General features: G+C 39.4%; 26 protein-coding genes and 2 tRNA genes. 4 read left to right on the top strand and 24 right to left on the bottom strand.

The annotated features are described in order from the left end of the window. Positions 1-96 precede the first annotated feature (96 nt). The 17 genes from GOM46_RS03060 to GOM46_RS02980 all read right to left on the bottom strand — a co-directional run bounded on the left by GOM46_RS03060 (position 97) and on the right by GOM46_RS02980 (position 15,096). Positions 97-169: transfer RNA gene (locus GOM46_RS03060), tRNA-Thr, on the bottom strand. A gap of 101 nt (positions 170-270) precedes the next feature. Further along, positions 271-1,056 (bottom strand): ABC transporter permease, encoded by a 786-nt coding sequence (locus tag GOM46_RS03055; RefSeq protein ID WP_235083989.1) that lies wholly within the window; start codon positions 1,054-1,056, stop codon positions 271-273. A 1-nt stretch (position 1,057) separates the two neighbouring features. Further along, positions 1,058-1,876: an ABC transporter permease gene (locus GOM46_RS03050; RefSeq protein WP_235083988.1), complete on the bottom strand. Its 819-nt coding sequence runs from the start codon at positions 1,874-1,876 to the stop codon at positions 1,058-1,060. A 1-nt stretch (position 1,877) separates the two neighbouring features. After that, positions 1,878-2,870: an ATP-binding cassette domain-containing protein gene (locus tag GOM46_RS03045; protein ID WP_037602142.1), complete on the bottom strand. Its 993-nt coding sequence runs from the start codon at positions 2,868-2,870 to the stop codon at positions 1,878-1,880. A gap of 314 nt (positions 2,871-3,184) precedes the next feature. After that, a complete protein-coding gene (locus GOM46_RS03040; protein WP_235083987.1) occupies positions 3,185-4,117 on the bottom strand; it encodes an alpha/beta fold hydrolase in 933 nt (310 codons plus the stop codon). A gap of 87 nt (positions 4,118-4,204) precedes the next feature. Further along, complete coding sequence (locus GOM46_RS03035) at positions 4,205-4,603, bottom strand: hypothetical protein (RefSeq protein ID WP_235083986.1); 399 nt, start codon at positions 4,601-4,603, stop codon at positions 4,205-4,207. 37 nt (positions 4,604-4,640) lie between these two features. After that, complete coding sequence (locus GOM46_RS03030; RefSeq protein WP_235083985.1) at positions 4,641-4,988, bottom strand: hypothetical protein; 348 nt, start codon at positions 4,986-4,988, stop codon at positions 4,641-4,643. A 167-nt stretch (positions 4,989-5,155) separates the two neighbouring features. Further along, complete coding sequence (locus GOM46_RS03025; protein ID WP_001019005.1) at positions 5,156-6,037, bottom strand: class II fructose-bisphosphate aldolase; 882 nt, start codon at positions 6,035-6,037, stop codon at positions 5,156-5,158. A gap of 135 nt (positions 6,038-6,172) precedes the next feature. Beyond that, on the bottom strand, positions 6,173-7,504 hold the full coding sequence (gene vncS / locus GOM46_RS03020) for a sensor histidine kinase VncS (protein WP_235083984.1): 1,332 nt from the start codon (positions 7,502-7,504) through the stop codon (positions 6,173-6,175). Further along, on the bottom strand, positions 7,501-8,157 hold the full coding sequence (gene vncR / locus GOM46_RS03015) for a response regulator transcription factor VncR (protein WP_235083983.1): 657 nt from the start codon (positions 8,155-8,157) through the stop codon (positions 7,501-7,503). The genes vncS and vncR overlap by 4 nt, the downstream gene beginning before the upstream one ends. 70 nt (positions 8,158-8,227) lie before the next feature. Next, complete coding sequence (gene vex3 / locus GOM46_RS03010) at positions 8,228-9,607, bottom strand: ABC transporter permease subunit Vex3 (RefSeq protein ID WP_235083982.1); 1,380 nt, start codon at positions 9,605-9,607, stop codon at positions 8,228-8,230. Positions 9,608-9,652: 45 nt separating this feature from the next. Next, positions 9,653-10,300: an ABC transporter ATP-binding subunit Vex2 gene (gene vex2 / locus GOM46_RS03005; RefSeq protein ID WP_235083981.1), complete on the bottom strand. Its 648-nt coding sequence runs from the start codon at positions 10,298-10,300 to the stop codon at positions 9,653-9,655. Between the two features lie 13 nt (positions 10,301-10,313). Next, on the bottom strand, positions 10,314-11,591 hold the full coding sequence (locus GOM46_RS03000; RefSeq protein ID WP_235083980.1) for an ABC transporter permease: 1,278 nt from the start codon (positions 11,589-11,591) through the stop codon (positions 10,314-10,316). A gap of 132 nt (positions 11,592-11,723) precedes the next feature. Further along, positions 11,724-11,809 (bottom strand) — tRNA-Leu (locus GOM46_RS02995). A gap of 77 nt (positions 11,810-11,886) precedes the next feature. Continuing rightward, entirely contained in the window at positions 11,887-12,462 is a 576-nt protein-coding gene (locus GOM46_RS02990) for a cysteine hydrolase family protein (RefSeq protein WP_235083979.1), read from the bottom strand. After that, entirely contained in the window at positions 12,462-13,250 is a 789-nt protein-coding gene (codY, locus tag GOM46_RS02985; protein ID WP_235083978.1) for a GTP-sensing pleiotropic transcriptional regulator CodY, read from the bottom strand. Before codY ends, GOM46_RS02990 begins: the two co-directional genes overlap by 1 nt. Positions 13,251-13,521: 271 nt before the next feature. Further along, positions 13,522-15,096: a DEAD/DEAH box helicase gene (locus GOM46_RS02980; protein WP_235083977.1), complete on the bottom strand. Its 1,575-nt coding sequence runs from the start codon at positions 15,094-15,096 to the stop codon at positions 13,522-13,524. Positions 15,097-15,437: 341 nt separating this feature from the next. Here GOM46_RS02980 and GOM46_RS02975 point away from each other — a divergent pair, with 341 nt between their 5' ends. From GOM46_RS02975 to GOM46_RS02960, 4 genes are all read left to right on the top strand, one after another. Further along, positions 15,438-16,754: an FAD-containing oxidoreductase gene (locus GOM46_RS02975; RefSeq protein ID WP_235083976.1), complete on the top strand. Its 1,317-nt coding sequence runs from the start codon at positions 15,438-15,440 to the stop codon at positions 16,752-16,754. Between the two features lie 97 nt (positions 16,755-16,851). Next, complete coding sequence (gene murT, locus GOM46_RS02970; RefSeq protein ID WP_235083975.1) at positions 16,852-18,195, top strand: lipid II isoglutaminyl synthase subunit MurT; 1,344 nt, start codon at positions 16,852-16,854, stop codon at positions 18,193-18,195. Continuing rightward, on the top strand, positions 18,195-18,977 hold the full coding sequence (gene gatD / locus GOM46_RS02965) for a lipid II isoglutaminyl synthase subunit GatD (protein WP_045613993.1): 783 nt from the start codon (positions 18,195-18,197) through the stop codon (positions 18,975-18,977). Before murT ends, gatD begins: the two co-directional genes overlap by 1 nt. Positions 18,978-19,092: 115 nt before the next feature. Beyond that, positions 19,093-20,175 (top strand): M24 family metallopeptidase, encoded by a 1,083-nt coding sequence (locus GOM46_RS02960; RefSeq protein ID WP_235083974.1) that lies wholly within the window; start codon positions 19,093-19,095, stop codon positions 20,173-20,175. A gap of 46 nt (positions 20,176-20,221) precedes the next feature. On the opposite strand, the gene GOM46_RS02955 is transcribed toward GOM46_RS02960, so the two are convergent. The 7 genes from GOM46_RS02955 to GOM46_RS02925 form a co-directional block, all read right to left on the bottom strand. Further along, entirely contained in the window at positions 20,222-20,764 is a 543-nt protein-coding gene (locus tag GOM46_RS02955) for a GNAT family N-acetyltransferase (protein ID WP_006154114.1), read from the bottom strand. Positions 20,765-20,821: 57 nt separating this feature from the next. Then, a complete protein-coding gene (gene nadE / locus GOM46_RS02950; RefSeq protein ID WP_235083973.1) occupies positions 20,822-21,646 on the bottom strand; it encodes an ammonia-dependent NAD(+) synthetase in 825 nt (274 codons plus the stop codon). Next, positions 21,643-23,103, bottom strand: a complete 1,461-nt coding sequence (locus tag GOM46_RS02945) for a nicotinate phosphoribosyltransferase (protein ID WP_006150417.1) — start codon at positions 23,101-23,103, stop codon at positions 21,643-21,645. Before GOM46_RS02945 ends, nadE begins: the two co-directional genes overlap by 4 nt. A gap of 107 nt (positions 23,104-23,210) precedes the next feature. Next, the gene (locus tag GOM46_RS02940; RefSeq protein WP_235083972.1) at positions 23,211-23,699 is read right to left on the bottom strand and encodes a DUF6773 family protein; all 489 of its coding nucleotides are present in this window, start codon (positions 23,697-23,699) and stop codon (positions 23,211-23,213) included. Continuing rightward, positions 23,689-23,898, bottom strand: coding sequence for a helix-turn-helix transcriptional regulator (locus tag GOM46_RS02935; RefSeq protein ID WP_006150074.1), 210 nt, complete (start codon positions 23,896-23,898; stop codon positions 23,689-23,691). The genes GOM46_RS02940 and GOM46_RS02935 overlap by 11 nt, the downstream gene beginning before the upstream one ends. Positions 23,899-24,046: 148 nt before the next feature. Beyond that, the gene (locus GOM46_RS02930) at positions 24,047-24,643 is read right to left on the bottom strand and encodes an HAD family hydrolase (protein ID WP_235083971.1); all 597 of its coding nucleotides are present in this window, start codon (positions 24,641-24,643) and stop codon (positions 24,047-24,049) included. A gap of 55 nt (positions 24,644-24,698) precedes the next feature. Then, positions 24,699-25,109: a GNAT family N-acetyltransferase gene (locus tag GOM46_RS02925; protein WP_235083970.1), complete on the bottom strand. Its 411-nt coding sequence runs from the start codon at positions 25,107-25,109 to the stop codon at positions 24,699-24,701. Positions 25,110-25,178: the final 69 nt, after the last annotated feature.

The following is a 25,178-nucleotide window of genomic DNA, read 5'->3' as shown; positions in this document are numbered from 1 at the left end:
AAACAACAGGTTTTGTCTATATGGTAGTCATGATAGACTATGTGGTCAAAATCTTATTAAAAGAAAAAAAGAAGTCCAAGAGGACTTCTTTCACACTGCCGATTGCAGGGCTTGAACCTGTGACCTACGCGTTACGAGTGCGTTGCTCTACCAACTGAGCTAAATCGGCGATTACCCTTATAGTATAGCACTATAAGGAAGGATGTCAAGGAATTTTATCTCCATTAAAAAAAAAGCCTGTCCTAAGACGAGACTTTAAGTTTCTTCCTTTTACGAACCCGCACTTTCGTAGGCATCCAAGCCCCTGTCCCAGAGTTTCAAAGAAATGATAAAGAAGACAAGGGAAATCAGAATCAAACCACCAATATTAAAAAGTCCATCCTTGCCCTGCAAGAAATAGCTGGCAGGATAGTAGGCCGTAAAGGCAAAAGGCACGATAAAACTGATCAACCAACGAAGGAGCGAATTGTAAATGGAAATCGGGTACTTGGCAAAATCATTAAACATATAGAAAATGTAAATCATGGCACCTGACTGCTTGGTCCAAAAAGCGATGCTGGCTGTTGCAATTTTCAAGGAAGTATAAATCAAGGTCGCAAAAGGAATACAAACTAGAAAAATCAGGAATTTTGGAAGAGTCCAAGCAATGCTAGTCGCCGTTGTCGCTAGTAAAATTCCACCGACCAAAAGTTCACCCAAGGCATCAATCTGAAAGGTCTCAACGAGGATGTGAAAGAGAGGATTGATAGGACGAGTCAGATACTTGTCAAACTCCCCTTTTCGAACTAGTCGTTGACCTAAAGCCCAGAGATTGTCAAAAAAGAGATGATCTAATCCCTTTGGAATTAAGGAAAATCCATAGATAAAGGCAATCTCTTGAAAGGTCCAACCTTCTAGCGAGGGGATGTGTTGAAAGAGTACATTAAGAAACAAGAGGTTCAGGCCTTGAGTCAGAAAGACTCCCAACACACCAACCACAAAATCTACCTTGTATTCCATGATTTGCTTGATGTACTGTCTGATAAAAATCAGATGCATGCGTTGATATTTTTTCATACTATCCTCCCTGAATGGTGATAAATGACTGGACTCGTTTCCAAATCAACTGAGACAAGCCCACCATCACTATAAGCCAGAAAAGCTGAAGCAAAAGTGCTTGAAGAATCTGACTGGTATCGTATTTCCCAACAATAATCATGACCGGAGTGTAAATTAAGGATGAGAAAGGTAAGAAGGACAGAATATCTGAAATGACCTTTGGAAAGAAAGCCAAGGGAATCAAACTCCCAGACATAAAGGCCACTATGGAAGTCTTAAGTAGGTTGGAACCCCAAAGATTTTTAAATACAAAGGCTGAAAATCCAAAGCAGATATTAAAGAAAAAGTTAATCAGATAGGCCAGCGTTAAGCTAAAAAGATAAAGGATAGTTAGTCCCAGCACTTCTACAATCCCTTGCCCAGATAAGATTTTCATCAAAACAATGACACTTAAAAATGGCAGTCCAACAGAAATAAAAATCAACCACTTGGAACCAAGCTCCGTAAAGAGGTAAGAAGCCGCAAAATGCACTGGTCGCAACAAGCGCATGATAATGGAACCATCCTTGACCTCATCACCAATCATAAAGGAAGAATCCGACCTAGTCAGAAGATTAGTCACAAAACTCATGATGATGTAGAGGGTGATATCCGCCATACTGAAGCCCTGAATCAAAGGCTCCTGGGAGGAATCAAAGACAGCCTTCCATAGATAAAAAGCCACAAAAGCACCCATGACATCGCCAATCCGATAAAGAATAAAGTTGACTCGATAGCTAATCAACTCCTGAATCCCTGCATTGATAAAGGGTTTATAACGTCTCCACAATTTGACCATCTTAGAGCTCCTTTCGATAGAAGCGACGGATAATATCTTCAATATCCGTATCAACCATCTTCAAATCACGGACCTCAAAATCAGATAAGGTTTGCTTGATAATATCGGCCGACTGGTAGCGAGAACTATCGAATTCAATATTGAGAGTATTTCCTTGTCTATCAATGGACATATCAGGCAAGCCCTCATAATGAGAGACTAGATGATTTTGACCTGGCGTCAGGTCAAAGGAGAGAGTCTTCATCTTTCCAAAGGTCTCCTTGAGCTGGCTAACCGTTCCATCAAAAATCTCTTGCCCCTTATCAATCATAAAAATCCGATCACAGAGTTGCTCAATATCACTCAAATCATGAGTAGTCAAGAGAATAGTTGTCTCTTCCTCCTGATTAATCTGGGTAATGGCCCGACGAATGTTGTCCTTGACCGACACATCCAAACCAATAGTCGGTTCATCTAAAAAGAGAACTTTGGGATTGTGAAGCAAGGAAGCCGCAATATCCGCCCGCATCCGTTGACCTAGAGAAAGAGTCCGCACAGGATCCTTGATAAATTCCTTCAAATCCAAAACTTCATTCAAAAAGTCCATGCGCTTATGGAAAAGCGAGTCCGGTACATCATAGATTTCTTTCAAAACCGTGTAGGTCTCTTGCAGTGCCAAATCCCACCATAGCTGGGTGCGTTGTCCGAAAACGACTCCAATATCCTTGACATAATCTTGGCGATTATCCTGGGGAATCTTGCCGTTAATCCGACAAAAACCAGATGTCGGTTTTAAAATCCCTGTCAGCATTTTGATGGTGGTTGACTTCCCAGCACCATTTGCCCCGATAAATCCTAAAATCTGTCCTTTTGGAACTTCAAAGGTTAAATCCTTGACCGCTTCAAAGGTCTGCTTTTCAGGATGAATAAAGGAACGCAAAGCCCCCTTCAAACCTGGCTCCTTTACTGTCTTCACAAAATTTTTCTGAAGATGTTCCACTTCTATCATTGCCATATATCTCTCCCTTTAGAAAAGAACCATTAATTCATACTACTTAATGGTCAAATTTCATTTCTTGAATCCTAAAACGGGCTCCTCTATATAATTTATACACAAAGGTCTTAATTACATTCTATTATAATGTAATCGATAAGGGGAAACAAGTGTTTTTCTAGTAAAAAGTAAATAGTTTTGATACTTGAAAAAAACAAAAAGTCTGTCTTAAAAGACAGACTGGATGTTTATAAAAGACATTATTTTATCATTATTCTGGCACTAAGCTTTCAGTATTTAATCATGTTCATCAATCTGAAAAATTTTCTAGTCCCTCAATTATTCTCTAAAAATTCTTCAATACGAGTAATAACCTCATGACTTTGATAATGATAGAGGTCGTGTGGTGCATCTATATAGATGACTTGAACATTAGACTGCTCACTGGCAAACCTCATAGCATAATGCTGCCATTCTGATTGGCTAAAGCTAGTTCCTTCACCGTTAGAAACCATGAGTAAGGTAGGAATTTTCGTATTGATACTAGGGGAAACTTTCTTGGAATTTTCCTTTGCCAAACGGGATTCATGAAGCATGGCTTGAGACAACAACTGTTTATAAGCTAGAAGTTTATATTGATTTCGCTCACTTTCGGTCAGAGTTGGATTTTTTATATAAAAAGACTCAGGGAAATAGCGTAGCAAGCCAATCTTGCTGCTCCAGTAGGCTACAGAAAGTAAGGCTTGATTATCCTTTAAATCCTCATAACTTGATGGCAATGCCCAATCCAGACCAACCAAGGCTTTCACTTCATCAGGATACTTCTCCTGCCAAGCCAGACTCTCAAAACTAGCCATAGAATGAGACAGAATGATAAAAGGACCTGTTACATTTGCTTGTGAAAGTGCTTGACGAGTCTCAGACAAAACTTCCATCACATCTCTTGATTGATTGCTATCATCACTATAACCATAGCCAGCACGTTCCACGATGACTACCTTGTATTTTTTTGATAAGGAATCTGACACATTCTTAAAGTCCAAGATTGGAGAAGCAATTCCAGCACCGGATAGAAATACTATGGTCTCTGGACCATCCCCTTCAACGTAAACATTCATTTGGTGCCCATTGACAAGAACTTGTTGTCCCACAGGTGTTAGTGAGGCTTGTTCCTTTTCCAAACTGATACGATGAAAGATGAATGTTGCCCCTAAAAACAAAAGAATGAAACTAAGAAAGCCAAGACTCCATTTTTTCAGTTTTTTCATAGCATTATTGTACAAAAATTAGACTCTTTTAGCAAATTTAGATTGGTTTTTCTCTAGTATTCTATATTTCATTTTCACACTTCTTCTTCACTCATCAAATCTTGTTCGTAAGTAGTTTTCAAACTCCTTTTGGGATAAATCACTAGGAAGTTCAAACACATACTCATATCCTTCATCACAAAAGGAAACCTTCTCTTCAGGTGGAAACCATTTCCGAAGCCAGACGATATAGGAGGCATAATCTTGTAACCTGTTCGTTGAATCAAAGTAATCAATCACAAAAACATTTTTCTTGCTACTCAGTGAACTTTCCAAAGTAAGCTGAGGACTTTGATAATCCCAAGAAAGCGAGTAAGCTTTTTCAGGATTCGTCCTTTCTCTGATCAAAATACCTGGGAACTTTTCTATCAAAGCAGTACAAAAGGCTTGTAAATCTAGGAATATGGGGTCTTTACTCTCAATAAAGACAAAATCAGCAGTACTCATCAGTCTCTCTCCTTCTTTTTAATACTGAAAACAGACCTTAACCATCAATGGCAAAATTCTCCAGACACTCAAATGCCTGCCCCTGATAGTCAAAAGAAAAGATATGAATATCATCAAAAGTTTGATCGCAGAAAGTAACGGTTTGTCTTTCTGGCTCGATGATGGGTTTACCCAATTTTTCAGTAGCTTCTTCATCTGTGAAATGACCATAAAATTCTTGTAAATGAGGCAATATAAATGCAAGAATACGAGACCTGTTTCTATGGTAATTGGATGCAAGCAACTGAGCTCCCACCTCAAAATTCCCACTTGGTTTTTCTTCCCAAGCCACAAGAACATCATCTACTTCATGGACGTAGGCTTGCAAGGACTGGTCGAATATCATGGCTATCTTTCCTTTCAAGGGTTGATTAAAAAGCTAGTTTTACCAAAAATCACTAAATGCTTTCTTCCATCTTCATTATATCACTTTTTAAATACGATTGAGAAGAGTTAGAAAACGAAAAAACCCACCCTCAGGGGCAGGTTTCTGTTTTATAGGGTTAAGCTAGATTAAGCTTTACCTTCTGAACCGAATACGTCGATACGTTCTTCAACTGATGCTTGGATAGCTTTTACACCGTCAGCCAAGAATTTACGTGGGTCGAAGAGTTTTTTCTTGTCGTATTCTGCTTCGTTTGCTTCGTAGTCACGAGCAAATTTACGAGTTGCGTTAGCGAATGCGATTTGGCATTCAGTGTTAACGTTAACTTTCGCAACACCAAGTTTGATAGCTGCTTGGATTTGGTCATCAGGAATACCTGATCCACCGTGCAATACGATTGGGAATCCTGGTACAGCTTCAGTCAATTTTTGCAAGTGGTCAAGGTGAAGACCTTTCCAGTTTGCAGGGTAAGGACCGTGGATGTTACCGATACCAGCTGCCAAGAAGTCGATACCAGTTGCAACCATTGCTTTAGCGTCTTCGATTGGAGCCAATTCGCCATCACCGATGATTCCGTCTTCTTCACCACCGATAGTTCCAACTTCAGCTTCTACTGATACACCATTTGCATGAGCAAATTCTACAACTTTACGAGCTTTTTCAAGGTTTTCTTCAACTGGAAGGTGTGAACCGTCAAACATTACTGAAGTATAACCAACTTGAATACACTCAAGTGCATCTTCGTAGTGACCGTGGTCAAGGTGGATAGCTACTGGTACAGTGATACCCATTGATTCTACAAGGTTAGCGATCAAGTTGCGAGCAACTTTGTAACCACCCATGTATTTAGCAGCACCCATTGAAGTTTGGATCAAAACTGGAGCTTTTTTAGCTTCTGCTGCGCGCAAGATAGCTTGAGTCCACTCAAGGTTGTTTGTGTTAAATCCACCAACTGCATAACCGTTGTCACGAGCTGCTTGGACAAATTTTTCTGCTGAAACGATTGCCATTTTATCAGGCCTCCTGTATATTTTTATGGGATATCCCATTTACATTGTTCATTTTATCACTTTTTGATAAAAAAATCTAGTTTTTCCCATACTTTAGATTGAATTTCTTCCAATCAGATTGATGTAAACCCTTTCTTAATCACTTTCCGGATTGACCTGTGGTAGCTTCATGAAAAATACTAAGTGATTCTCATCTCTTTCAAAATAATAGTCAATTTCTTCGTTCTCTAATAAACTCTTGACCACAAATAGTCCCAAACCAGCTCCCTTACTTTGGCGACTAGAAGTTGTAAAGGATTGTTCAAACTTATCTTGCTCTTCTGTTGTACAGGTATTTTCAATAAAAAACCAGTCATCTTCTGTCCCAATTTTTAGATAGCCACCTTGGATAGAATGCTTCACCGCATTACTGATAAGATTTGAAAGAATCAGCTTGAGTACAGAAGGATTTAGATAAGTTTGTTGGTTAGTGAGTTGATTCTCTACAGTGATTTCTCTCTCCTTGGCTAACAAGTCATAGTCCTTCAATAGAAGATTAGTCATCTCAAGAAGGTTGATTTCCTCCTTTTTATCTCGTAATTCCTGAACGGAAGAAAGGGATAAAATCTGCTGCACGTGGTGGCTTAAATCATCCACGATACCCAAAGAAACTCCCAGGTAATAGTCACGGTCTTTGTAGCGCCCAATGTTTGCTTGCATATTTTCCAGAAGAATTTTCAGACTAGCTAGAGGTGTTTTCAGTTCATGGGAAGCTCCTCGCAAAAACTCAACCTTCATCTTTTCTAACTGGAGGATGGATTCATTTTTCTCATGCAAGTCCGCAATGACGGTCAAGAGATGCTGATAGAGACTATTGATTTGCTCCTTGAGATCCCCAATCTCATCCTTGGAATCCACGCGCAATCTCACTTCTGCATCCAAGTCCATCATCCTTCGAGTTACTCGCTTGATTTCCAATATCGGAGCTACGATAGTTCTCGCATAGATATAAGCAATCAGGAGTGAAATCAGAAAGGAAGCTAACAGAGTATAGGGTAGGAATTGCAGACTCATATCTTCTGCTTCTTTCTGCAAATCCATAGAAGCAATAAACTGTATGGTCAAGGTCTGATCATCCTTAGATTGGACCTCTCTTTCCTCAATGACCAAGGAGGCCGTCTGTCGATCTCTATCAATTGGAAGATTGTCCTTGACTTCTAACTTATCCTGAGTCATTTCACCCTTGATGGTTCCCTTTATATCGCTACTTTGAGAATAAAGTTCAAGTACTTCCTGGATAGTTTGACTGTCTTTTCCTTGGAGGGTTTGAGCAATTTCTGTTGCCTTCTGTCCGATACTCTCCTGACGATGACTGAGATAGGTAGTAGGAAAGAGGAAATAGATGGCCAAATGCAAACAAATGACTAAGGTACAGAATACCGAGAAGGTATAGATAAAAATCTTTTTAAATAAACTCAGTCTTTTCATGTTCTCTCCAATTTATAGCCGACATTCCGCACGGTAAGAATACAGTCTAAGTCTAGTTTTTTCCGTAGTTCCTTGATATAGACATCGATCACTCGGTCAAATGGAACCTCATCTGTCACCTTCCAAACAGCATCGATAATCTGCGACCGAGTTAAGGCTTTACCTTCATTTTTGACCAGATAATCTAAGATTTCTAGTTCTTTTGCATTCACAGAAACATCTTTCCCCGCTACACTAGCTCTATAACTGTCAAAATCAACCTTGGTATCCTTATAGGAAAAGGTTCGACCAGTATCATAATAACGCTTGAAAATAGCATCTACTCGTACCTTTAACAAAGATAGGGAAAAAGGCTTTTCTAGATATCCATCTGCTAGTGAGGCAAAGGCACTCATTTTATACTCTTCGTCCTGAAAGGCTGTCAACATCAAGACTGGAACTTGGCTGGTCTTACGGATTTCTGACAAAACCTCTAAACCATTGAGTTTAGGCATTTGAATATCTAAGAGAACCAGAGCTATTTGGTGATTTGAAAATTGTTCTAAGGCTTCTTGACCATCTGCAGCCTGAATGGTTTCATATCCACAATCCGCCAAGTAATCACTAATTCCCTCACGGATCATGTCTTCATCTTCTACAATTAGAATTTTCATATAAATCCTTTTCTATCAAAAATGCTACCTATATTATATCTCATTTGAGTGAGAATAGGTAGCAAGTTTTTTATTCACTATCCAACAAGAGTTCTTTTGGTTGTTTAAATAGGAGATTACTTGAAGCAAGTGCCATAACTAGTACCACTAGAACCAAGCCAAGTACAAAGATAATAGCAAAGTCAGAAGATTGAATGGATATATCTAAACTTGAAAGAGTCTTGCTAAAGCCGTCCACTTCTGCACCACCGCCAAGATTAGAGGCTTGGGCTGCCTTACTAGCTTGCTTAGCCACATCTGATGTGACATTTGCAAGCACTGTATTTCCAATGGCACGAGCAGTATAGTTAGCTAAGAAGTAAGCTGAAATTAGTGCTGGAATTGCAATCATAACTGCTTCTGTGATAAATTGACCTAGAATACTTACTTGTTTAAGACCAATGGAAAGAAGAATTCCAACCTCTTTACGACGGGCGTTAATCCATAGCGTGAGTAAGAGAGCAAGTAGGAGAACTGAGAAGCTCAAGCTACCCCAGAAGAGGAGATTAGCCATCTTGTACATGCCTGAGATGGATTGTTCAAGAGCAGGATAGTTTGATGAACTCTTGATTAAGCTATACATCTTCCAGTTGATACCGTTGATGGATCCTATTTCTTGCATGACCGTATCGATGTTCTTATCTCCAGCCACAAAGAAGGTAGCATCTCCATAGATAGCTGTATCTTCTGTATATCCATAGAGTTGGGCAGCTGTGTGAATATCTGTGATTGCTGTATTTTCATATAGTTCCTGTGAGTAGGTCACAGCAGATTTGTTATGTCCATCAAAAAGTCCTTTAATAGTGACTTCTACTGTTTCCTTGGCTCCTTTTTCATTATCCGCATCGTAGATATTGGAGTTAAGTTTGACCTTGTCTCCTACCTTCCATCCATGCTTTTCTGCCAAATCTTTATGCATGAGAATTTGGTACTTGTCGTCATTTTTTAAATGCTCACCTTCAACCAGTTTATAAGAGCCTGATACAAACTTGTCTTCTTTAGAAGAGTCATTGACACCTGTTATCATCAAGCTACTTCCAAAACGTTGAGCTCGATCTGGCGTTAGATTTTTCTTGGTTTCAGGTGTCTCAATCAATTCGTAGCCTGTTAAATCACCGATAGCATTGATCCGTTTGATGTAAGATTCGATGGCCTTATTTTCAGTAATTCTTTTGATATCTTCACCTTTTATATTCCCAGCACCACGTGGAGTTCCTTGGTTGACTCTACGATTGATTTGCATCGAAAAACTATTGGTGATATTTTTAAAGGTTTCTTGAGAAGCCTTGGCTGTCGCACCCTTGATAGACAAGCCGACCAAACTCAAACTAGCCATCAAAAGAATGATAAGAAAGATCACAAGCGACTTAAAAAATTTTCTTGTGACATAGGCAAATGCGTTGTGTAACATAAGATTCCTTTCTAGATTTACTTCACTTATATATATTTAAAAGATTTAGTTACTTTTTTTTCTTGTTTCAGTCAGCTTTTTATCCTTCAATTCCAGTGTAATATCTGACGCCTGTGCTACTTCCTTACTGTGGGTCACAACGATCACACACTTGCCTGTTTTCTCAGCAAGAGATTTGAGGAGTTCGATGATATCCCCAGCTGTCTTAGGATCTAGGTTTCCGGTTGGTTCATCCGCTAAAATCACGGGTGCTTCAGATACAAGGCTACGAGCAATGGCAACACGTTGTTGCTGCCCACCTGATAATTGAAGAACATTTCGCTTGATCTGACTTTCATCTAAACCAAGTTCAAGAAGCGTATCCTTGCTAGCCTTCTTATTAACCAAGCGGATATTTTCCAATGGAGAAAGATAATCAATCAAGTTATAGTTTTGGAAAACTAGTGAGATATGGTGCATACGGTGATAAGAATAACCTTGTTCACGAATGTCCTTACCTTCGAATAAGATTGCTCCTTCGACTGGGCTATCAAGTCCTGCCAATAGGGACAAGAGCGTAGATTTCCCTGCCCCTGATTCTCCAATGATACTATAGAATTTTCCAGGTTCAAAATCGTAATTGATTTTATACAAGACTGCTTCTGCAGTATTTTTATAACGATAAGTAAGATCTTGTAATTGTAGTAAAGTCATGATTTCTCCTTTATTAACTAATAGATGATAATATTTCTTTTGGTGATTTTCTAAATAAAAAGATAAAACAAAGTGCAACTGACAAGCAGCTAATCACAAGGAGAAAGACATAAGATTCTCCAAATGAAAGAAGACTGGTTGAAAGATTAGTCGCTTTTGCTAGCGTATCTTGTAGTGCAGCTTGGTCACCGCTTGCTAGTACAGTCTTCAAGAGATAGGAAGTAATAGCATTCCCAGCCACAAATGCTGGCAGAATAGCTGCCAATGAAACTATGATGACTTCCAGGCAGAATTGGCTAAAGATTGCTCCTTTTCCCTTCCCTAGTGCCAATAAAATACCAACCTCGTAGACTCGCTCTCGTAACCAAAGTGACAAGACCAATATCAGCGCCCCTACACCAGCAATCATAATGCCATAGAGGAAAATCTGTAAGAAGGTTTGGAAGGTCGAAACTGAATCCTTGATTTGTTCAAAGGCCTTATTTTCCTTTTCAACTTGGAACCCTTGGTTTTCCAGGGATAACTTTTCAACCTCTTGAATGATACCATCCATATCTTTTGGATTTTCAAGATAGAAACGGGCTGCAGTAACTTGAGCTTCCTTGTTGCCAAGTAAATTTTGGCTACTTTCGTAGTCTGTATAGACCGTATTTTCACTAAAGTCTGATGATAGACCTGTAAATTTCTCTTGCTTCTGACCTGAGAAAACACCTACGATTTCATAATCTAGTGTTTGTCCACTATTTTCTTCTACTTGAGCAGGGTTTAAGCTAATCTTCTCTCCTACTTTTAGATTGTTTTTCTTGGCTAAATCTTCGTGGATTAAGATTTTTTTTCGATCCCCTTTTTCGATATGTCTTCCTTCTTTAAGGGTAAAGGCGGAACTTGTAAAAGAAACATCCTTGGAAGAATCTTCCAAAGCAATCAAACTGATAAGATTTTTTTCAGCCTCTGTCAAATCATCCCTTTGGATACTTTGTTCTCCAGTAACGACTTCTTTGTCAGTTAACTTGGCTATTGTTTCTAGCTCAGGTGAAATCTTCTCAAGGCCCTTTATCATTTTAAGGTCATCTAGTTGAGACAGTTGAAAAGTCTGATCTGCTTCGATTCTTTTAATCGAAAAAGATGTATTCAGTGAGCGATAAAGATTATTTTCTACTGTTTTGTTGGACTTCATAAGCGTCAAACAAGCTGATATTCCTGCCAATAAAACAAATAGAATCAAGAATAATATGAGACTTCTCAGTCGTTTTCTGCTGACATAAGCCCAAGCTCTTTGAGTGGGATTCATATAGCACCTCCATATTTGTAAATCCATTATAATATTCAAATATGAAATGTTTATGAAATAAAAAAGAGCAAATAAAATTTGCCCTCAAATGGTAAAAAAATAAAGAGCTAGCCAAAGCTAACTCTTTTCCTATGCGGAGAGAGGGACTTGAACCCTCACGACCTAAAGCGGTCACAGGATCCTTAGTCCTGCGCGTCTGCCAATTCCGCCATCCCCGCGTCGATTACTTTACTAGTATATCAACTTTGAAAAAAATTGTCAAGACTTTTTTCAGATTTTTTCATCTTGAAATGTATTATTCTGTAATTTCAAGCAAATTTTCATCAACCAATTTCGCACCAAGTGTATTCTTAAAATGTCCAAGTGCAAAGGCATGATTCTCAGGCCAAATGGATGCTACTGCCGGTTTCACAACTTCTATCTGATAACCAAGATTATAAGCATCAATGGCTGTATGCAAGACACAAATATCTGTAAGAACTCCCGTCAAAATGACAGTATCCACTTTACGCTCTCTGAGACGGATATCCAAATCTGTCCCAGAAAATGCTGAATAGTGACGCTTGTCCATCCAGAAAACACGACTATCATCAGCATGTTCCTGATAGAAGTCGGCTAACTTGCCATACAAATTTCGTCCACTAGTCCCAATAATGTTATGTGGCGGGAAGAGTTTACTTTCAGGATGAAAAACATCATTTTCTTCATGGGCATCGATTGTAAAAAAGATATAATCTCCACGTTCAAAAGCCTTTTGGGTCACCGCATATATATCATCAGATATTGCTTGAGCTGGAGCACCCGCAGTCAGTTTCCCATGATCCGCTACAAAATCTTCTGTATAATCAATAGAAATTAGTGCCTTAGCCATTAATAGTTCCTCTTTTTCACTTCTTCAAAAATATCTGGGATTAGAACTTTGAGATAAGTTCCTTTCATACCAAGAGAACGACTTTCAATAATCCCTGCTGATTCGAGTTTACGAAGAGCATTGACAATCACCGAACGTGTAATACCGATACGATCTGCAATGATAGAAGCTGTCAATTGACCTTCATTACCATTTAGTTCTCCTAAAATAGCTGATACTGCTCGCAATTCAGAATAAGAAAGGGTATTAACTGCCATAGTGACTGCTGTACGACGACGAATATTTTTCTCGTCTTCTTCACGTTGGAAGTTCAACAATTGAATTCCAACTACAGTGCTTGCAATCTCAACAAGGATCAAGTCCTCTTCTTCAAATTTCTTGTCATTACGCCAAATAATCAAAGAACCCAAGCGGATACCAGAAACATGAATCGGAGCAATCGTAGTCAATCCATCAGGAAAGTCTGAACGACTTTCTGTTGGGAAAACGGTCAAATCATGCTCCACCGGGAGGTTAGCCTCCGTATCGTAGATCATGTTAGCCCCTTGAATATATTCATCAGGGAAAATCTTTGATTGGAAAAATTGCTCTACACGGTCATTATTGGTCTTGTAGCGCATAAAATATCCTAGAAGACGTCCCTTACTATTTAAAATACAGGCATTACAGTCAATAATATCAGCCAATTGACGTGTAATTGCATTGTATGGTAGGTCATCTTGAAGCTTTTCTTCCGCACGCTTCAGGATAGACGTAATTTTTCTTGTTTTTTCTAATAAATTTGCCATGTTTTACCTCGCATATAATCGCTTTCAGTATATCATAAAATTGCGACTATTTCAACAATTATCTGAAAATTGTTTATTGAATTGCAATTCAAGCGTATTCGAAAATTTTTGCTAATTTTTTGTATTTTCTTATTGACAGCTTTCTATATTTTTGATAAGATAATATTACAAGATAACAAATATATAAATACAAACTCTCGTATGATTATTTTCTTGACTTTTGGTCTCCTTATATATAAAAGCGATCCACCACAGTGAACCGCTTTTTTTGTTATTTATCTCCTTTGTTACGAATCACAAAGCCTGTCTTCTTCTCGCTTGAAGTATTACGTGGTTTTTTATTATCCTTACGGTAACGTTTTTCCTTCTCAAAGCGGTCGTTCTTGCGACTGCCTTTTTTGAAATCATCACGACGACCATTGCCACGGCGGTCACGATCTCGACGGTCGTCACCACGACGGCCACCACGACCAGACTTGCCTTTTGCTCCAAATCCACCACCAGATGGTTTGAATGGTAATGGTTTCTCACGTGCAATTTCAACTTCTGGAAGACTGTCTGGATCCTGAACCGTTAAGCTAAGAATGTACATGGCCAATTCTTCTGGACTAAATTCAGCTGCCAATTTACGAGCATCTTTTGCGAATTTGTCAAAGTTTCGACGAATAGATTCGTCAGCAAAATCACGTTCAATCTTCTTAAGTGCAACCTGCTTCTTAGCTTGGAAGGCTTCTTCTGCACTTGCAGGCTTGAGGCCTTTCATGCGTTTCTTAGTCAAGTTCTCGATAATTTGGAGATAACCCATCTCATTTGGTGCTACGAAAGTAATCGATTGACCTGACTTACCAGCACGACCTGTACGGCCGATACGGTGAACATAGCTTTCTGGATCTTGTGGAATATCATAGTTGTAGACATGGGTCACACCAGAAATATCCAAACCACGAGCCGCTACGTCTGTTGCAACGAGGACATCCAGATTGCCATTTTTGAAATCACGGAGGACACGAAGACGTTTGTTTTGGTCAAGATCTCCATGAATCCCTTCTGCACGGAATCCACGGATCTTCAGACCACGAGTCAATTCATCCACACGGCGTTTGGTACGACCAAATACGATCGCAAGTTCTGGTTGCTCCACGTCCATGAGACGAGTCATGGTGTCAAATTTTTCTTGTTCTTTAACTCGGATATAGTACTGGTCAACCAATTCTGTTGTCAACTCCTTGGCCGCAATCTTAACATGCTCAGGTTCTTTCATGAACTGAACACCAATCCGTTTGATAGCTTCAGGCATAGTTGCTGAAAAGAGTAAGGTTTGACGATTTTCTGGGACACGAGAGATGATAGCTTCAATATCCTCAAGGAATCCCATGTTAAGCATTTCGTCTGCTTCATCTAGGATGAGCGTTTCAATGTCTTGCAATTTCAAGGCCTTGCGTTTGATCAAGTCTAGGAGACGACCAGGCGTTCCAACTACGATGTGAGCACCTGATTTAAGCGCCTTAATTTGTTTTTCAATACTTGAACCACCGTATACTGAACGGACTTTTACTCCCTTGCTCCGACCAAAGCGGAAAAGCTCTTCCTGACTTTGCACAGCTAGTTCACGAGTTGGCGCGATGACCAAAGCTTGAATGGTCTGATCTTCTGTACGGATTTTTTCAAGTGTTGGCAAGCCAAAGGCTGCGGTTTTTCCTGTACCTGTTTGAGCTTGACCAATAACGTCTTTTCCTTCAAGGGCCAAGGGAATGGTTTGCTCTTGGATCGGACTTGCTTCTACAAATCCTGCTTTTTCAATTTCTGCTAATAAATCAGCAGATAAGTTAAATTCATTAAATTTCATGTTTTTCTTTCCTTCTAAAGATGGTGCGAAGCCATCCTATAGCGCTTAGTTTATACTTTTCTTGTCATGACGTACTTTCATATCTTTTATGAAAGACCGTGTTGTTTCTTTTCCACTAAAGAAAAGTACTGCTTTTTTGCAACCTATCTAGTATAACACAAGAGAGAGTCAAAAGATAGTCAGACTACTTGATTAAATCATGTAAACGATTTATTACCAGTTAGTCCAGAATTTTAAAAGCGACTGATAGACCAATTTATCTCAGTATAATTTTCCGTAGCAGATTTGTGCAAAAGTTTTTTTCTTGTGCTAGAATGAAATTCAAACAGGAGGATTTAAAAATGTTAACATACGATTTAATTGTCATTGGATTTGGTAAGGCAGGTAAGACGCTTGCTGCCAAACTAGCTTCAGCTGGTAAAAAAGTTGCCCTTATCGAACGCAACAAGGCAATGTACGGAGGAACTTGTATCAACATCGGTTGTATCCCAACTAAAACCTTGTTAGTCGCTGCAGAAAAAGACTTGTCATTTGACGAGGTTATGGCTACAAAAAATACAGTTACTACACGTCTCAATGGTAAAAACTATGCTACTATTGCTGGTACAGGCGTTGATATCATTGATGCTGAAGCTCACTTTGTTTCTAATAAAGTCATCGAAATTCAAGCTGGTGACGAAAAACAAGAACTGACTGCTGAAACTATCGTCATCAACACTGGTGCTGTTTCAAATGTATTGCCAATCCCAGGTCTTGCTACAAGTAAGAACGTCTTTGACTCAACAGGTATCCAAAACTTAGAACAATTACCAGAAAAACTTGGTGTACTAGGTGGAGGAAATATCGGTCTTGAATTTGCCGGTCTCTACAACAAACTTGGAAGCAAGGTTACAGTCCTAGATGCCTTGGATACATTCCTACCTCGTGTAGAACCTTCCATCGCAGCTCTTGCCAAACAATACTTAGAAGAAGACGGTATTGAATTGCTTCAAAACATCCGTACTACTGAAATCAAAAATGATGGCGACCAAGTCCTTGTCGTAACTGAAAATGAAACTTATCGTTTCGATGCCCTTCTCTACGCAACTGGACGTAAACCAAATGTAGAACCACTTCATCTTGAAAATACTGATATCGAACTAACTGAACGTGGTGCTATCAAAGTCGACAAACACTGTCAAACAAACGTTCCTGGTGTCTTTGCAGTTGGGGATGTCAACGGAGGACTTCAATTTACCTACATTTCACTAGATGACTTCCGTGTTGTCTACAGCTACCTTGCTGGTGATGGTAGCTACACACTTGAGGATCGTCTCAATGTACCAAACACCCTCTTCATTACTCCTGCACTTTCACAAGTTGGTTTGACTGAAAGCCAAGCTGCTGAATTGAAACTTCCCTACGCTGTTAAGGAAATCCCTGTTGCTGCTATGCCTCGTGGTCATGTAAATGGTGACCTTCGTGGAGCCTTCAAAGCAGTTGTCAACACTGAAACAAAAGAAATTCTCGGTGCTACTATCTTCTCAGAAGGATCACAAGAAATCATCAACATCATCACTGTTGCTATGGACAACAAGATTCCATACACTTACTTCACAAAACAAATCTTCACTCACCCAACCTTGGCTGAAAACTTAAATGACTTGTTTGCGATTTAACCTAAGACACACTTATGAAAAAACAACCTCCCTAGGGTTGTTTTTTTATCCAAAATCTCAAATCTATCTTTTCTGGCTTTTATGATATAATAGAAACATGAAATTAAAAACTACTTTGGGCCTTCTGTCTGGACGTTCTTCTCATTTTATCTTGAGTCGTCTTGGACGTGGAAGTACGCTCCCTGGAAAACTTGCCCTTCAATTTGATAAAGATATTTTACAAAATTTAGCGAAAAACTACGAAATTGTTGTAGTAACTGGTACCAATGGGAAAACCTTGACGACCGCTCTCACGGTCGGTATCCTAAGTGAAATTTATGGTCAAGTTCTGACCAATCCAAGTGGTGCCAACATGATCACAGGGATTACGACAACTTTCTTGACTGCAAAATCTTCAAAAACTGGAAAAAATATTGCAGTGCTTGAAATCGACGAAGCTAGTCTCTCACGTATCTGTGACTACATCCAGCCTAGTCTTTTCGTCATCACCAATATCTTCCGCGATCAGATGGACCGCTACGGTGAGATTTATACGACCTACAACATGATTTTGGACGCTATTCGAAAAGTTCCTACTGCTACTGTCCTCCTTAACGGTGACAGTCCACTTTTCTACAAGCCTGCAATTCCAAATCCTGTTCAGTATTTTGGTTTTGATTTGGAAAAAGGTCCAGCAAAACTTGCTCACTACAATACTGAAGGTATTCTCTGCCCAGACTGTCAAAGTATTCTGAAATATGAACTCAATACTTATGCCAACTTGGGTGCCTATATTTGTGAAAATTGTGGATGTAAACGACCTGACTTGGACTACCGTCTGACAGAATTGGTTGAGTTGACCAATAATCGTTCTCGCTTTGTTATTGACGGCCAAGAATACGGTATCCAAATCGGTGGGCTTTATAATATCTACAATGCTCTCACAGCAGTCGCTATTGCTCGTTACCTTGGTGCTGATTCTCAACTGATTAAGCAAGGATTTGACAAGAGTCGCGCTGTATTCGGTCGCCAGGAGACCTTCCATATCGGTGATAAGGAGTGCACGCTGGTTCTCATCAAGAATCCTGTTGGTGCTACCCAAGCTATTGAGATGATAAAATTAGCTCCTTATCCGTTTAGCCTTTCTGTTCTCCTAAATGCCAACTATGCAGACGGAATTGATACCAGCTGGATTTGGGATGCTGACTTTGAACAAATTACTGAGATGGATATCCCAGAAATCAACGCCGGTGGCGTTCGTCATTCTGAAATTGCTCGTCGTCTTCGAGTAACTGGTTATCCAGCTGATAAAATCACTGAAACAAGCAGTCTGGAACAAGTTCTTAAAACGATTGAAGCTCAAGACTGCAAGCATGCTTATATCCTTGCGACTTATACGGCCATGCTGGAATTCCGAGAATTACTAGCCAATCGTCAGCTTGTTAGAAAGGAGATGAACTAATGGTTTATACTTCACTTTCCTCAAAAGACGGCAACTATCCTTACCAGCTAAATATCGCCCACCTCTATGGTAACCTCATGAATACCTACGGAGATAACGGGAATATCCTCATGCTCAAGTATGTAGCTGAAAAGCTGGGTGCTCACGTAACAGTTGACATTGTTTCTCTCCACGATGATTTCGATGAAAATCACTACGACATTGCCTTTTTCGGTGGTGGCCAAGACTTTGAACAAAGTATCATTGCTGGTGATTTGCCTGCTAAAAAAGAAAACATCGATAACTTTATCCAAAATGATGGTGTTGTCCTTGCTATCTGCGGTGGTTTCCAACTATTGGGTCAATACTATATCGAAGCTTCTGGAAGACGTATCGAAGGTCTAGGTGTCATGGGACACTACACCCTCAACCAAACCAACAACCGCTTTATTGGGGACATTAAAATTCATAACGAAGAATTTGATGAAACCTATTATGGTTTTGAAAACCACCAAGGCCGTACCTTCCTCTCAGATGACCAAAAACCACTCGGGCAGGTCGTATACGGAAATGGAAATAATGAAGAAAAAATCGGTGAAGGTGTTCACTATAAAAATGTTTTCGGTTCTTATTTCCACGGACCTATCCTTTCTCGTAATGCCAATCTAGCCTATCGCTTGGTCACTACTGCACTCAAGAAAAAATATGGTCAGGACATTGTTCTGCCAGCTTATGAGGATATTCTTAGCCAAGAAGTTGCTGAAGAATACAGCGATGTGAAAAGTAAGGCAGAATTCAACTAATCTTTCTATTCCAACATGCTATTAGCTGTTGGAATTTTTTTAGGCTCTTTTCCCCTTCTCTCTTGCATTTTCTACTAATTTTTGCAAAAATAGAGGGGTAGAAAGAAGGTAACATATGTCTAAATTACAACAAATTGTAACATATCTCGAATCTGAAAAGTTAGACGTCGCAGTCGTATCTGACCCCGTCACTATCAATTACCTCACTGGTTTTTACAGTGATCCACACGAACGCCAAATGTTCCTCTTTGTCCTTGGAGACCAGGAACCACTTCTCTTTGTGCCAGCCCTTGAAGTTGAACGTGCGACAAGCACTGTTTCATTCCCGGTTGTTGGTTATGTGGACTCTGAAAACCCTTGGAAAAAAATCCAAAACGCCTTGCCACAACTTGATTTCAAACGTGTCGCAGTTGAGTTTGACAACCTTATTTTGACTAAATATCACGGTTTGAAAACTGTCTTTAAAACTGCTGAGTTTGAAAACTTGACTCCACTAATCCAGCGTATGCGCTTGATCAAGTCAGCTGACGAAGTGCAAAAGATGATGGTAGCAGGTGTCTATGCAGACAAGTCTGTCAAAGTTGGTTTTGACAATATCTCTCTTGATAATACTGAAACTGATATTATCGCACAGATTGATTTTGCCATGAAACGCGAAGGCTATGAAATGAGTTTTGATACTATGGTTTTGACAGGTGATAACGCTGCAAATCCACACGGTATTCCTGGAGCCAACAAGGTCGAAAACAATGCCCTTCTCCTCTTTGACCTCGGTGTAATGGTTAATGGCTACGCTTCAGATATGACTCGTACAGTCGCTGTCGGCAAACCTGACCAATTCAAGAAAGACATTTACAACTTGACTCTTGAGGCTCAACAAGCTGCCCTTGACTTTATCAAACCTGGTGTGACAGCTCATGAAGTAGACCGTGTTGCCCGTGAAGTTATCGAAAAAGCTGGCTATGGTGAGTACTTCAATCACCGTCTCGGTCATGGTATCGGTATGGATGTCCACGAATTCCCATCTATCATGGAAGGAAACGACATGGTTATCGAAGAAGGCATGTGCTTCTCTGTTGAACCTGGTATCTATATCCCTGGTAAAGTCGGTGTCCGCATCGAAGACTGTGGTGTTGTTACAAAAGACGGCTTCGACCTCTTTACAAGTACCAGCAAAGACTTGCTTTATTTTGATTAAAAAGTATATTACAAAAAATAAGATGGAAAAGTTATTCTTTTCCATCTTATTTTTTGATTTGATAATAAATTTTATCAGCGATATAACCTTTTCGTTCAACTGCATTTGGAATTGTCTTCCAAAAAGTCATACCCGCCTTTTCCATCACACGACCAGAGGCGGGATTTAAACTTGCATAGCAAGCATCAACCTCTTCAAATCCAATCTCATCTAGACAGTATGATAAAACAGCCTTCAAGGCTTCTGTCATGAGTCCTCGTCCCCAGTAGTCCATCCCTAAGATATATCCGACTTCACAGCTAGAGTTTTCTTCATCCACACTGACCAGACTAATATCTCCAATGACATATTCTGGATTTTCTTTGAGACTAATGGCCCATTTGTAGTAATTTGGATTGTCATAGGATGCTACCCAAGTTCTTATTGAGTTCTTTGTAAAATCAACATTTGGATGAGGATCCCAAGTAACATAGGTTAGATTATCTAGACTAGAAGCCCAATTTTCAAACATGGCTTGAGCATCAGTTTCACAAAAGCGTCGCAATAGCAACCGTTCAGTATGTAATGTCTTTGTACCTATGGATTTGATAATTCAACCTCGCTTCTCTATTTTCAGGCTCGGGCTAAAAAAGTCCCCTGGACTTATTTACTCCCAAAACGTATCAAACACGGTGATAGGTAAGTGGCGTTTGTGTTGGCCTTTGTACCACCATTTTTCAATGGTTGCTTGGGCTTCTGGGCTTACTTGTTTACCTTCGAGATAATCATCAATTTCATTGTAAGTAACTCCCAAGGCTACTTCGTCTGCAATACCTGGTTTTTCTTCTTCTAAGTCTGCTGTTGGAACTTTTTCATAGAGGGCTGGATCAGCTCCAAGTTCTTTCAAGAGTTGTTTTCCTTGGCGTTTATTGAGGCGATAGAGTGGGAGAATATCTGCACCACCATCACCAAACTTGGTAAAGAAACCTGTGATATTTTCCGCAGCATGGTCTGTCCCGATAACAGCTCCGCTATGAGCACCTGCAAGGGCATATTGGGCAATCATACGGCTACGAGCCTTGATATTTCCCTTGTTAAAATCGGAAACTACACTTCCTGTTGCTTCGACTGCTACTGTCATAGCATCAGCAGATTCCTTGATATTCACTACTAAGCTCACATCTGGCTGGATAAAAGCTAGGGCTTTTTGGGCATCAGCTTCATCAGCTTGTACTCCATAAGGTAAACGAACTGCTATAAATTTATAGCTATCATCACCTGTTTCTGCTCGCACTTCTTCCATAGTTAGTTGGGCCAAGCGTCCTGCTAAGGTCGAGTCTTGACCTCCAGAGATTCCTAGCACAAACGTTTTTAAGAAGGGGTGCTTCTTTAAATATCGTTTTAAAAAGTCAATCGAACGACGGATTTCTTCCTGGGCGTCAATCACTGGTTTTACACCTAGTTGCTGGATAATGGTTTCTTGCAAACTCATTCTTCTTCTCCTTCGCCTAGAGCTTCCTTACGCATCTTATCAATCAAGTCCATCTTGTCTTGCCATACGTCACGAGCCAAGTCCACAGGATAGTGTTGTGGGTTCAGTACGCGTTTGTATTCATCCCAGAGCTTATCAAATTCCTTACGAGCATAGGCTTGAATTTCAGGCAGACTTGGTAAATCATAAACTAGCTTACCTTCCTTGAAAATGTCTACCAAAAGTGGAACAGCATCAAAATTACGGACAGTTTTCTTGATGTAAGTATAGGTTGGATGGAACATCTTGATTTCAGTCATGCTAGCAACATCGACACCATCATAGGTAATATAGTCACCTTCTGACTTGCCTTTTTCACGACTGGTGATGCGCCAAACTTGTTTCTTACCTGGTGTTGAAACTTTCTCTGCATTATTTGAAAGTTTAATGGTATTGCGCATATGACCATTCTCGTCTTCAATAGCAACAACTTTGTAAACTGCTCCAAGTGCTGGTTGGTCATAAGCAGTGATGAGTTTAGTACCTACACCCCAGACGTCAATCTTAGCTTTTTGCATCTTGAGGTTAAGGATGGTATTTTCATCAAGATCATTGGATGCATAGATCTTAGCATCCGTAAATCCTGCTTCATCCAGTTGTTGACGAACTTTTTTAGAGATATAGGCCATATCTCCAGAGTCAATGCGGACACCAAGGAAATTAATCTTGTCACCAAGTTCACGCGCAACCTGAATCGCTGCTGGAACACCGATGCGAAGAGTATCGTATGTATCTACTAGAAAGACACAGTTTTTGTGCGTTGAGGCATAAGCCTTGAAAGCCTGATAATCATTTCCATAAACTTGTACTAAAGCATGGGCATGAGTCCCTAAAACCGGAATACCAAAGAGCTTCCCTGCACGTACATTACTAGTTCCATTGGCACCACCAATAACAGCCGCACGAGTTCCCCAGATAGCTGCATCCATTTCTTGCGCACGACGTGTTCCGAATTCCATCAAAGGTTCATCATCAATGACTGAACGAATACGAGCCGCCTTAGTCGCAATCAATGTTTGAAAGTTGACGATATTCAAGAGGGCTGTTTCAACTAATTGGCACTGAGCCAAAGGTCCCTCCACTTGAACGATTGGTTCATTGGCAAATACCAAGTCTCCTTCTTGAGCAGAACGTACAGTCAATTCCAACTTTAGATTACGGAGATATTCCAAGAAGGCACCATGATAACCAAGTGATTCCAAATAAGCAATATCGCTCTCAGAAAAGCGCAGGTTTTCTAAGTAGTTCACAATTCGTTCCAAACCTGCAAATACAGCATAACCGTTTTTGAAAGGTTGTTGGCGGAAAAAAACTTCAAAAACTGCTTTCTTGTTATGAATGCCTTGGTCGAAGTAAACTTGCATCATGTTAATTTGATACAAATCAGTGTGCAAAGTTAAACTATCATCTGGGTACATATACTGTCCTTCTTCCCTATTTGTAAAAAGATGAAAATGTTTCTTCTTTTCTCATAATTTAGTACTATTATAACACAATTTATCGATATTGATAAAAAGATAACAAGCTATTCCATGATCTCGAGCTTATCCATATCTTTTTCATACTTTTTCTGAGCCCATTCACCATAACTTTTTAATCCTAAGTTTCCAATAAAGACCCAAGGAAGATAAAGGAGATATGTAATGACCCATGCATAAATATACTTAATATGTAGAGGGTTGTGCTGATAAATTTCGATATTGAACTGGTAGTTCTGTAGCATCAAGGTAGCTGTAATCACTAGAGTTAATAATAGGCAACCTAAAATTGTAAAATGAAAACGACTATAGTAGGTCACACCTAGACTTCGAGCACGATTGATAAAGTAAAAATTCCCTATGATAATAATAGCGAGAAGCATGCTAGGATTAAAAAAGCTTGGTGCTAACACTGATATGAAATAAGCTAGAAACAATAATCCGATAGAAATATGAAAACTCTCTGCACCAGCTTTATGAAGTTGTTGCTCTTCTCTCTCATCCAATAATTGATAATAATAAAATCTATTTTTCATCTTCTTCCTCCCAAAATAATTGATCTAACGTTTTGCCTAAGCATCTGCAAATAGACTGGCAAAGGGATAGACTAGGATTATATTTCCCAGCTTCTATTAAACCGATAGTTTGTCTAGTCACACCCACAGCTTCTGCCAAGTCACCTTGTGTCAGTTCAAGCTCTACTCGAGCAAGTTTTAATTTTAAATTCTTAGCCACTTCTTACCTCCTTTATGATTTTAAAAAGTTGCGCTTCTTCCCAAGTTCATTATATCATATAATTTACATTATGCAATATATATATGTCATTTTGTACGATTTTTTTAACAAAAAAACTCTACCACCAAAATGATAGAGAGTTTTCAGCTTATTCAAATTTTTTCAAAATATCTACAACGTCACTTCTCTGTTTGACTTGATAGGCTTTGATGCCTAAACTTTCAGCCATGTTGGTATTATCTTTTACATCATCTAGAAAAATACAATTTGAAGGATCCAACTCATATTTACGGAGGATTTCTTCAAACATTTTTCGATCAGGTTTGATAGCCTTGATATCACAGGAAAGAACAAAACCATCTAAAATCTTTTCTAGAGGTGCTAGTTGATCTTTCAATAATTCATAAAAAACTGGTGAGGTATTAGATAGGACAAAAATACGATGGCCTTTTTCCTTTAAACGGGCAAGAAGCGGAAAGACTTCCGTGTAAATATCGATATAGGCAGGCCAGTTCCAAATGACTTCTTCAACCTTTTTCTGATAGCAATCTCCTAATAGGGATAGAATCTTATCAACCAATTCTTCTCGACTCAAAGTCCCCAGGTCCAATCGTTCCCATAAACCTGACTGGAAAATAGCCTTGTCTAAAATTAGATAATCTTTCTGGGTTTTAGCTACAGCTTTTAAAATCTTTTCCTTGTTCCATTCCAGTAGAACATTGCCCATATCCAGTATGATATCCATTAACCTACCTCCATCATTATGTATCTAATCACTTTATTTCATTCCCAATTTTAATTTACAAATCTTTTTGATAATAGTGTCTTTGTCCAGTGCAGGGATAATCCTTCAATGTAAAAACTTCCTTATAGCCATGCTTTTGATAAAAGGTTGGTGCTTGAAACTGATAAGTATTTACAAAAGCAAAGCAACAATTTTTCTTCTTAGCTTCACTTTCTGCCCGCTGCAATAGTTGGGAGCCAATTCCTTGTCCTCGCAAGTCTTCTTTCACAAATAAATACTCGATTTCTAGCCAATTTCCGAAAGTCTCTGCTACTAAGCCAGCCAGGAGTCGACCATGTTCATCTTCGATATACAGATTAAGTGGCTCGCTTTCAGCAGCTTCCCTTTTGGAACGATTATAAGAGCGAACCAACTCTCTGATTTTATGCGCTTTCTGAGACTCTGTCTCTTCCAATCGAATGTGCATCAAACCCTCCTCGAAGATACTCATAACTTGATTATAGCCCTATTTCCAAGGCCTGTCAAACTAGAAAAC

This window comes from Streptococcus infantis, from assembly GCF_021497965.1.
In the GTDB taxonomy this organism is placed as follows: Bacteria; Bacillota; Bacilli; order Lactobacillales; family Streptococcaceae; genus Streptococcus; species Streptococcus infantis_B.
The sequence above is the reverse complement of the archived record's forward strand: the minus strand, read 5'-3'. Positions and strand labels throughout refer to the sequence as shown.

What these genes read in the sequence shown, in the direction of transcription:
- GOM46_RS03055 (WP_235083989.1), bottom strand. Translation starts at nt 1,056, where the DNA reads ATGAAAAAATATCAACGCATGCATCTGATTTTTATCAGACAGTACATC.
- GOM46_RS03050 (WP_235083988.1), bottom strand. Translation starts at nt 1,876, where the DNA reads ATGGTCAAATTGTGGAGACGTTATAAACCCTTTATCAATGCAGGGATT.
- GOM46_RS03045 (WP_037602142.1), bottom strand. Translation starts at nt 2,870, where the DNA reads ATGGCAATGATAGAAGTGGAACATCTTCAGAAAAATTTTGTGAAGACA.
- GOM46_RS03040 (WP_235083987.1), bottom strand. Translation starts at nt 4,117, where the DNA reads ATGAAAAAACTGAAAAAATGGAGTCTTGGCTTTCTTAGTTTCATTCTT.
- GOM46_RS03035 (WP_235083986.1), bottom strand. Translation starts at nt 4,603, where the DNA reads ATGAGTACTGCTGATTTTGTCTTTATTGAGAGTAAAGACCCCATATTC.
- GOM46_RS03030 (WP_235083985.1), bottom strand. Translation starts at nt 4,988, where the DNA reads ATGATATTCGACCAGTCCTTGCAAGCCTACGTCCATGAAGTAGATGAT.
- GOM46_RS03025 (WP_001019005.1), bottom strand. Translation starts at nt 6,037, where the DNA reads ATGGCAATCGTTTCAGCAGAAAAATTTGTCCAAGCAGCTCGTGACAAC.
- vncS (WP_235083984.1), bottom strand. Translation starts at nt 7,504, where the DNA reads ATGAAAAGACTGAGTTTATTTAAAAAGATTTTTATCTATACCTTCTCG.
- vncR (WP_235083983.1), bottom strand. Translation starts at nt 8,157, where the DNA reads ATGAAAATTCTAATTGTAGAAGATGAAGACATGATCCGTGAGGGAATT.
- vex3 (WP_235083982.1), bottom strand. Translation starts at nt 9,607, where the DNA reads ATGTTACACAACGCATTTGCCTATGTCACAAGAAAATTTTTTAAGTCG.
- vex2 (WP_235083981.1), bottom strand. Translation starts at nt 10,300, where the DNA reads ATGACTTTACTACAATTACAAGATCTTACTTATCGTTATAAAAATACT.
- GOM46_RS03000 (WP_235083980.1), bottom strand. Translation starts at nt 11,591, where the DNA reads ATGAATCCCACTCAAAGAGCTTGGGCTTATGTCAGCAGAAAACGACTG.
- GOM46_RS02990 (WP_235083979.1), bottom strand. Translation starts at nt 12,462, where the DNA reads ATGGCTAAGGCACTAATTTCTATTGATTATACAGAAGATTTTGTAGCG.
- codY (WP_235083978.1), bottom strand. Translation starts at nt 13,250, where the DNA reads ATGGCAAATTTATTAGAAAAAACAAGAAAAATTACGTCTATCCTGAAG.
- GOM46_RS02980 (WP_235083977.1), bottom strand. Translation starts at nt 15,096, where the DNA reads ATGAAATTTAATGAATTTAACTTATCTGCTGATTTATTAGCAGAAATT.
- GOM46_RS02975 (WP_235083976.1), top strand. Translation starts at nt 15,438, where the DNA reads ATGTTAACATACGATTTAATTGTCATTGGATTTGGTAAGGCAGGTAAG.
- murT (WP_235083975.1), top strand. Translation starts at nt 16,852, where the DNA reads ATGAAATTAAAAACTACTTTGGGCCTTCTGTCTGGACGTTCTTCTCAT.
- gatD (WP_045613993.1), top strand. Translation starts at nt 18,195, where the DNA reads ATGGTTTATACTTCACTTTCCTCAAAAGACGGCAACTATCCTTACCAG.
- GOM46_RS02960 (WP_235083974.1), top strand. Translation starts at nt 19,093, where the DNA reads ATGTCTAAATTACAACAAATTGTAACATATCTCGAATCTGAAAAGTTA.
- nadE (WP_235083973.1), bottom strand. Translation starts at nt 21,646, where the DNA reads ATGAGTTTGCAAGAAACCATTATCCAGCAACTAGGTGTAAAACCAGTG.
- GOM46_RS02945 (WP_006150417.1), bottom strand. Translation starts at nt 23,103, where the DNA reads ATGTACCCAGATGATAGTTTAACTTTGCACACTGATTTGTATCAAATT.
- GOM46_RS02940 (WP_235083972.1), bottom strand. Translation starts at nt 23,699, where the DNA reads ATGAAAAATAGATTTTATTATTATCAATTATTGGATGAGAGAGAAGAG.
- GOM46_RS02930 (WP_235083971.1), bottom strand. Translation starts at nt 24,643, where the DNA reads ATGGATATCATACTGGATATGGGCAATGTTCTACTGGAATGGAACAAG.
- GOM46_RS02925 (WP_235083970.1), bottom strand. Translation starts at nt 25,109, where the DNA reads ATGCACATTCGATTGGAAGAGACAGAGTCTCAGAAAGCGCATAAAATC.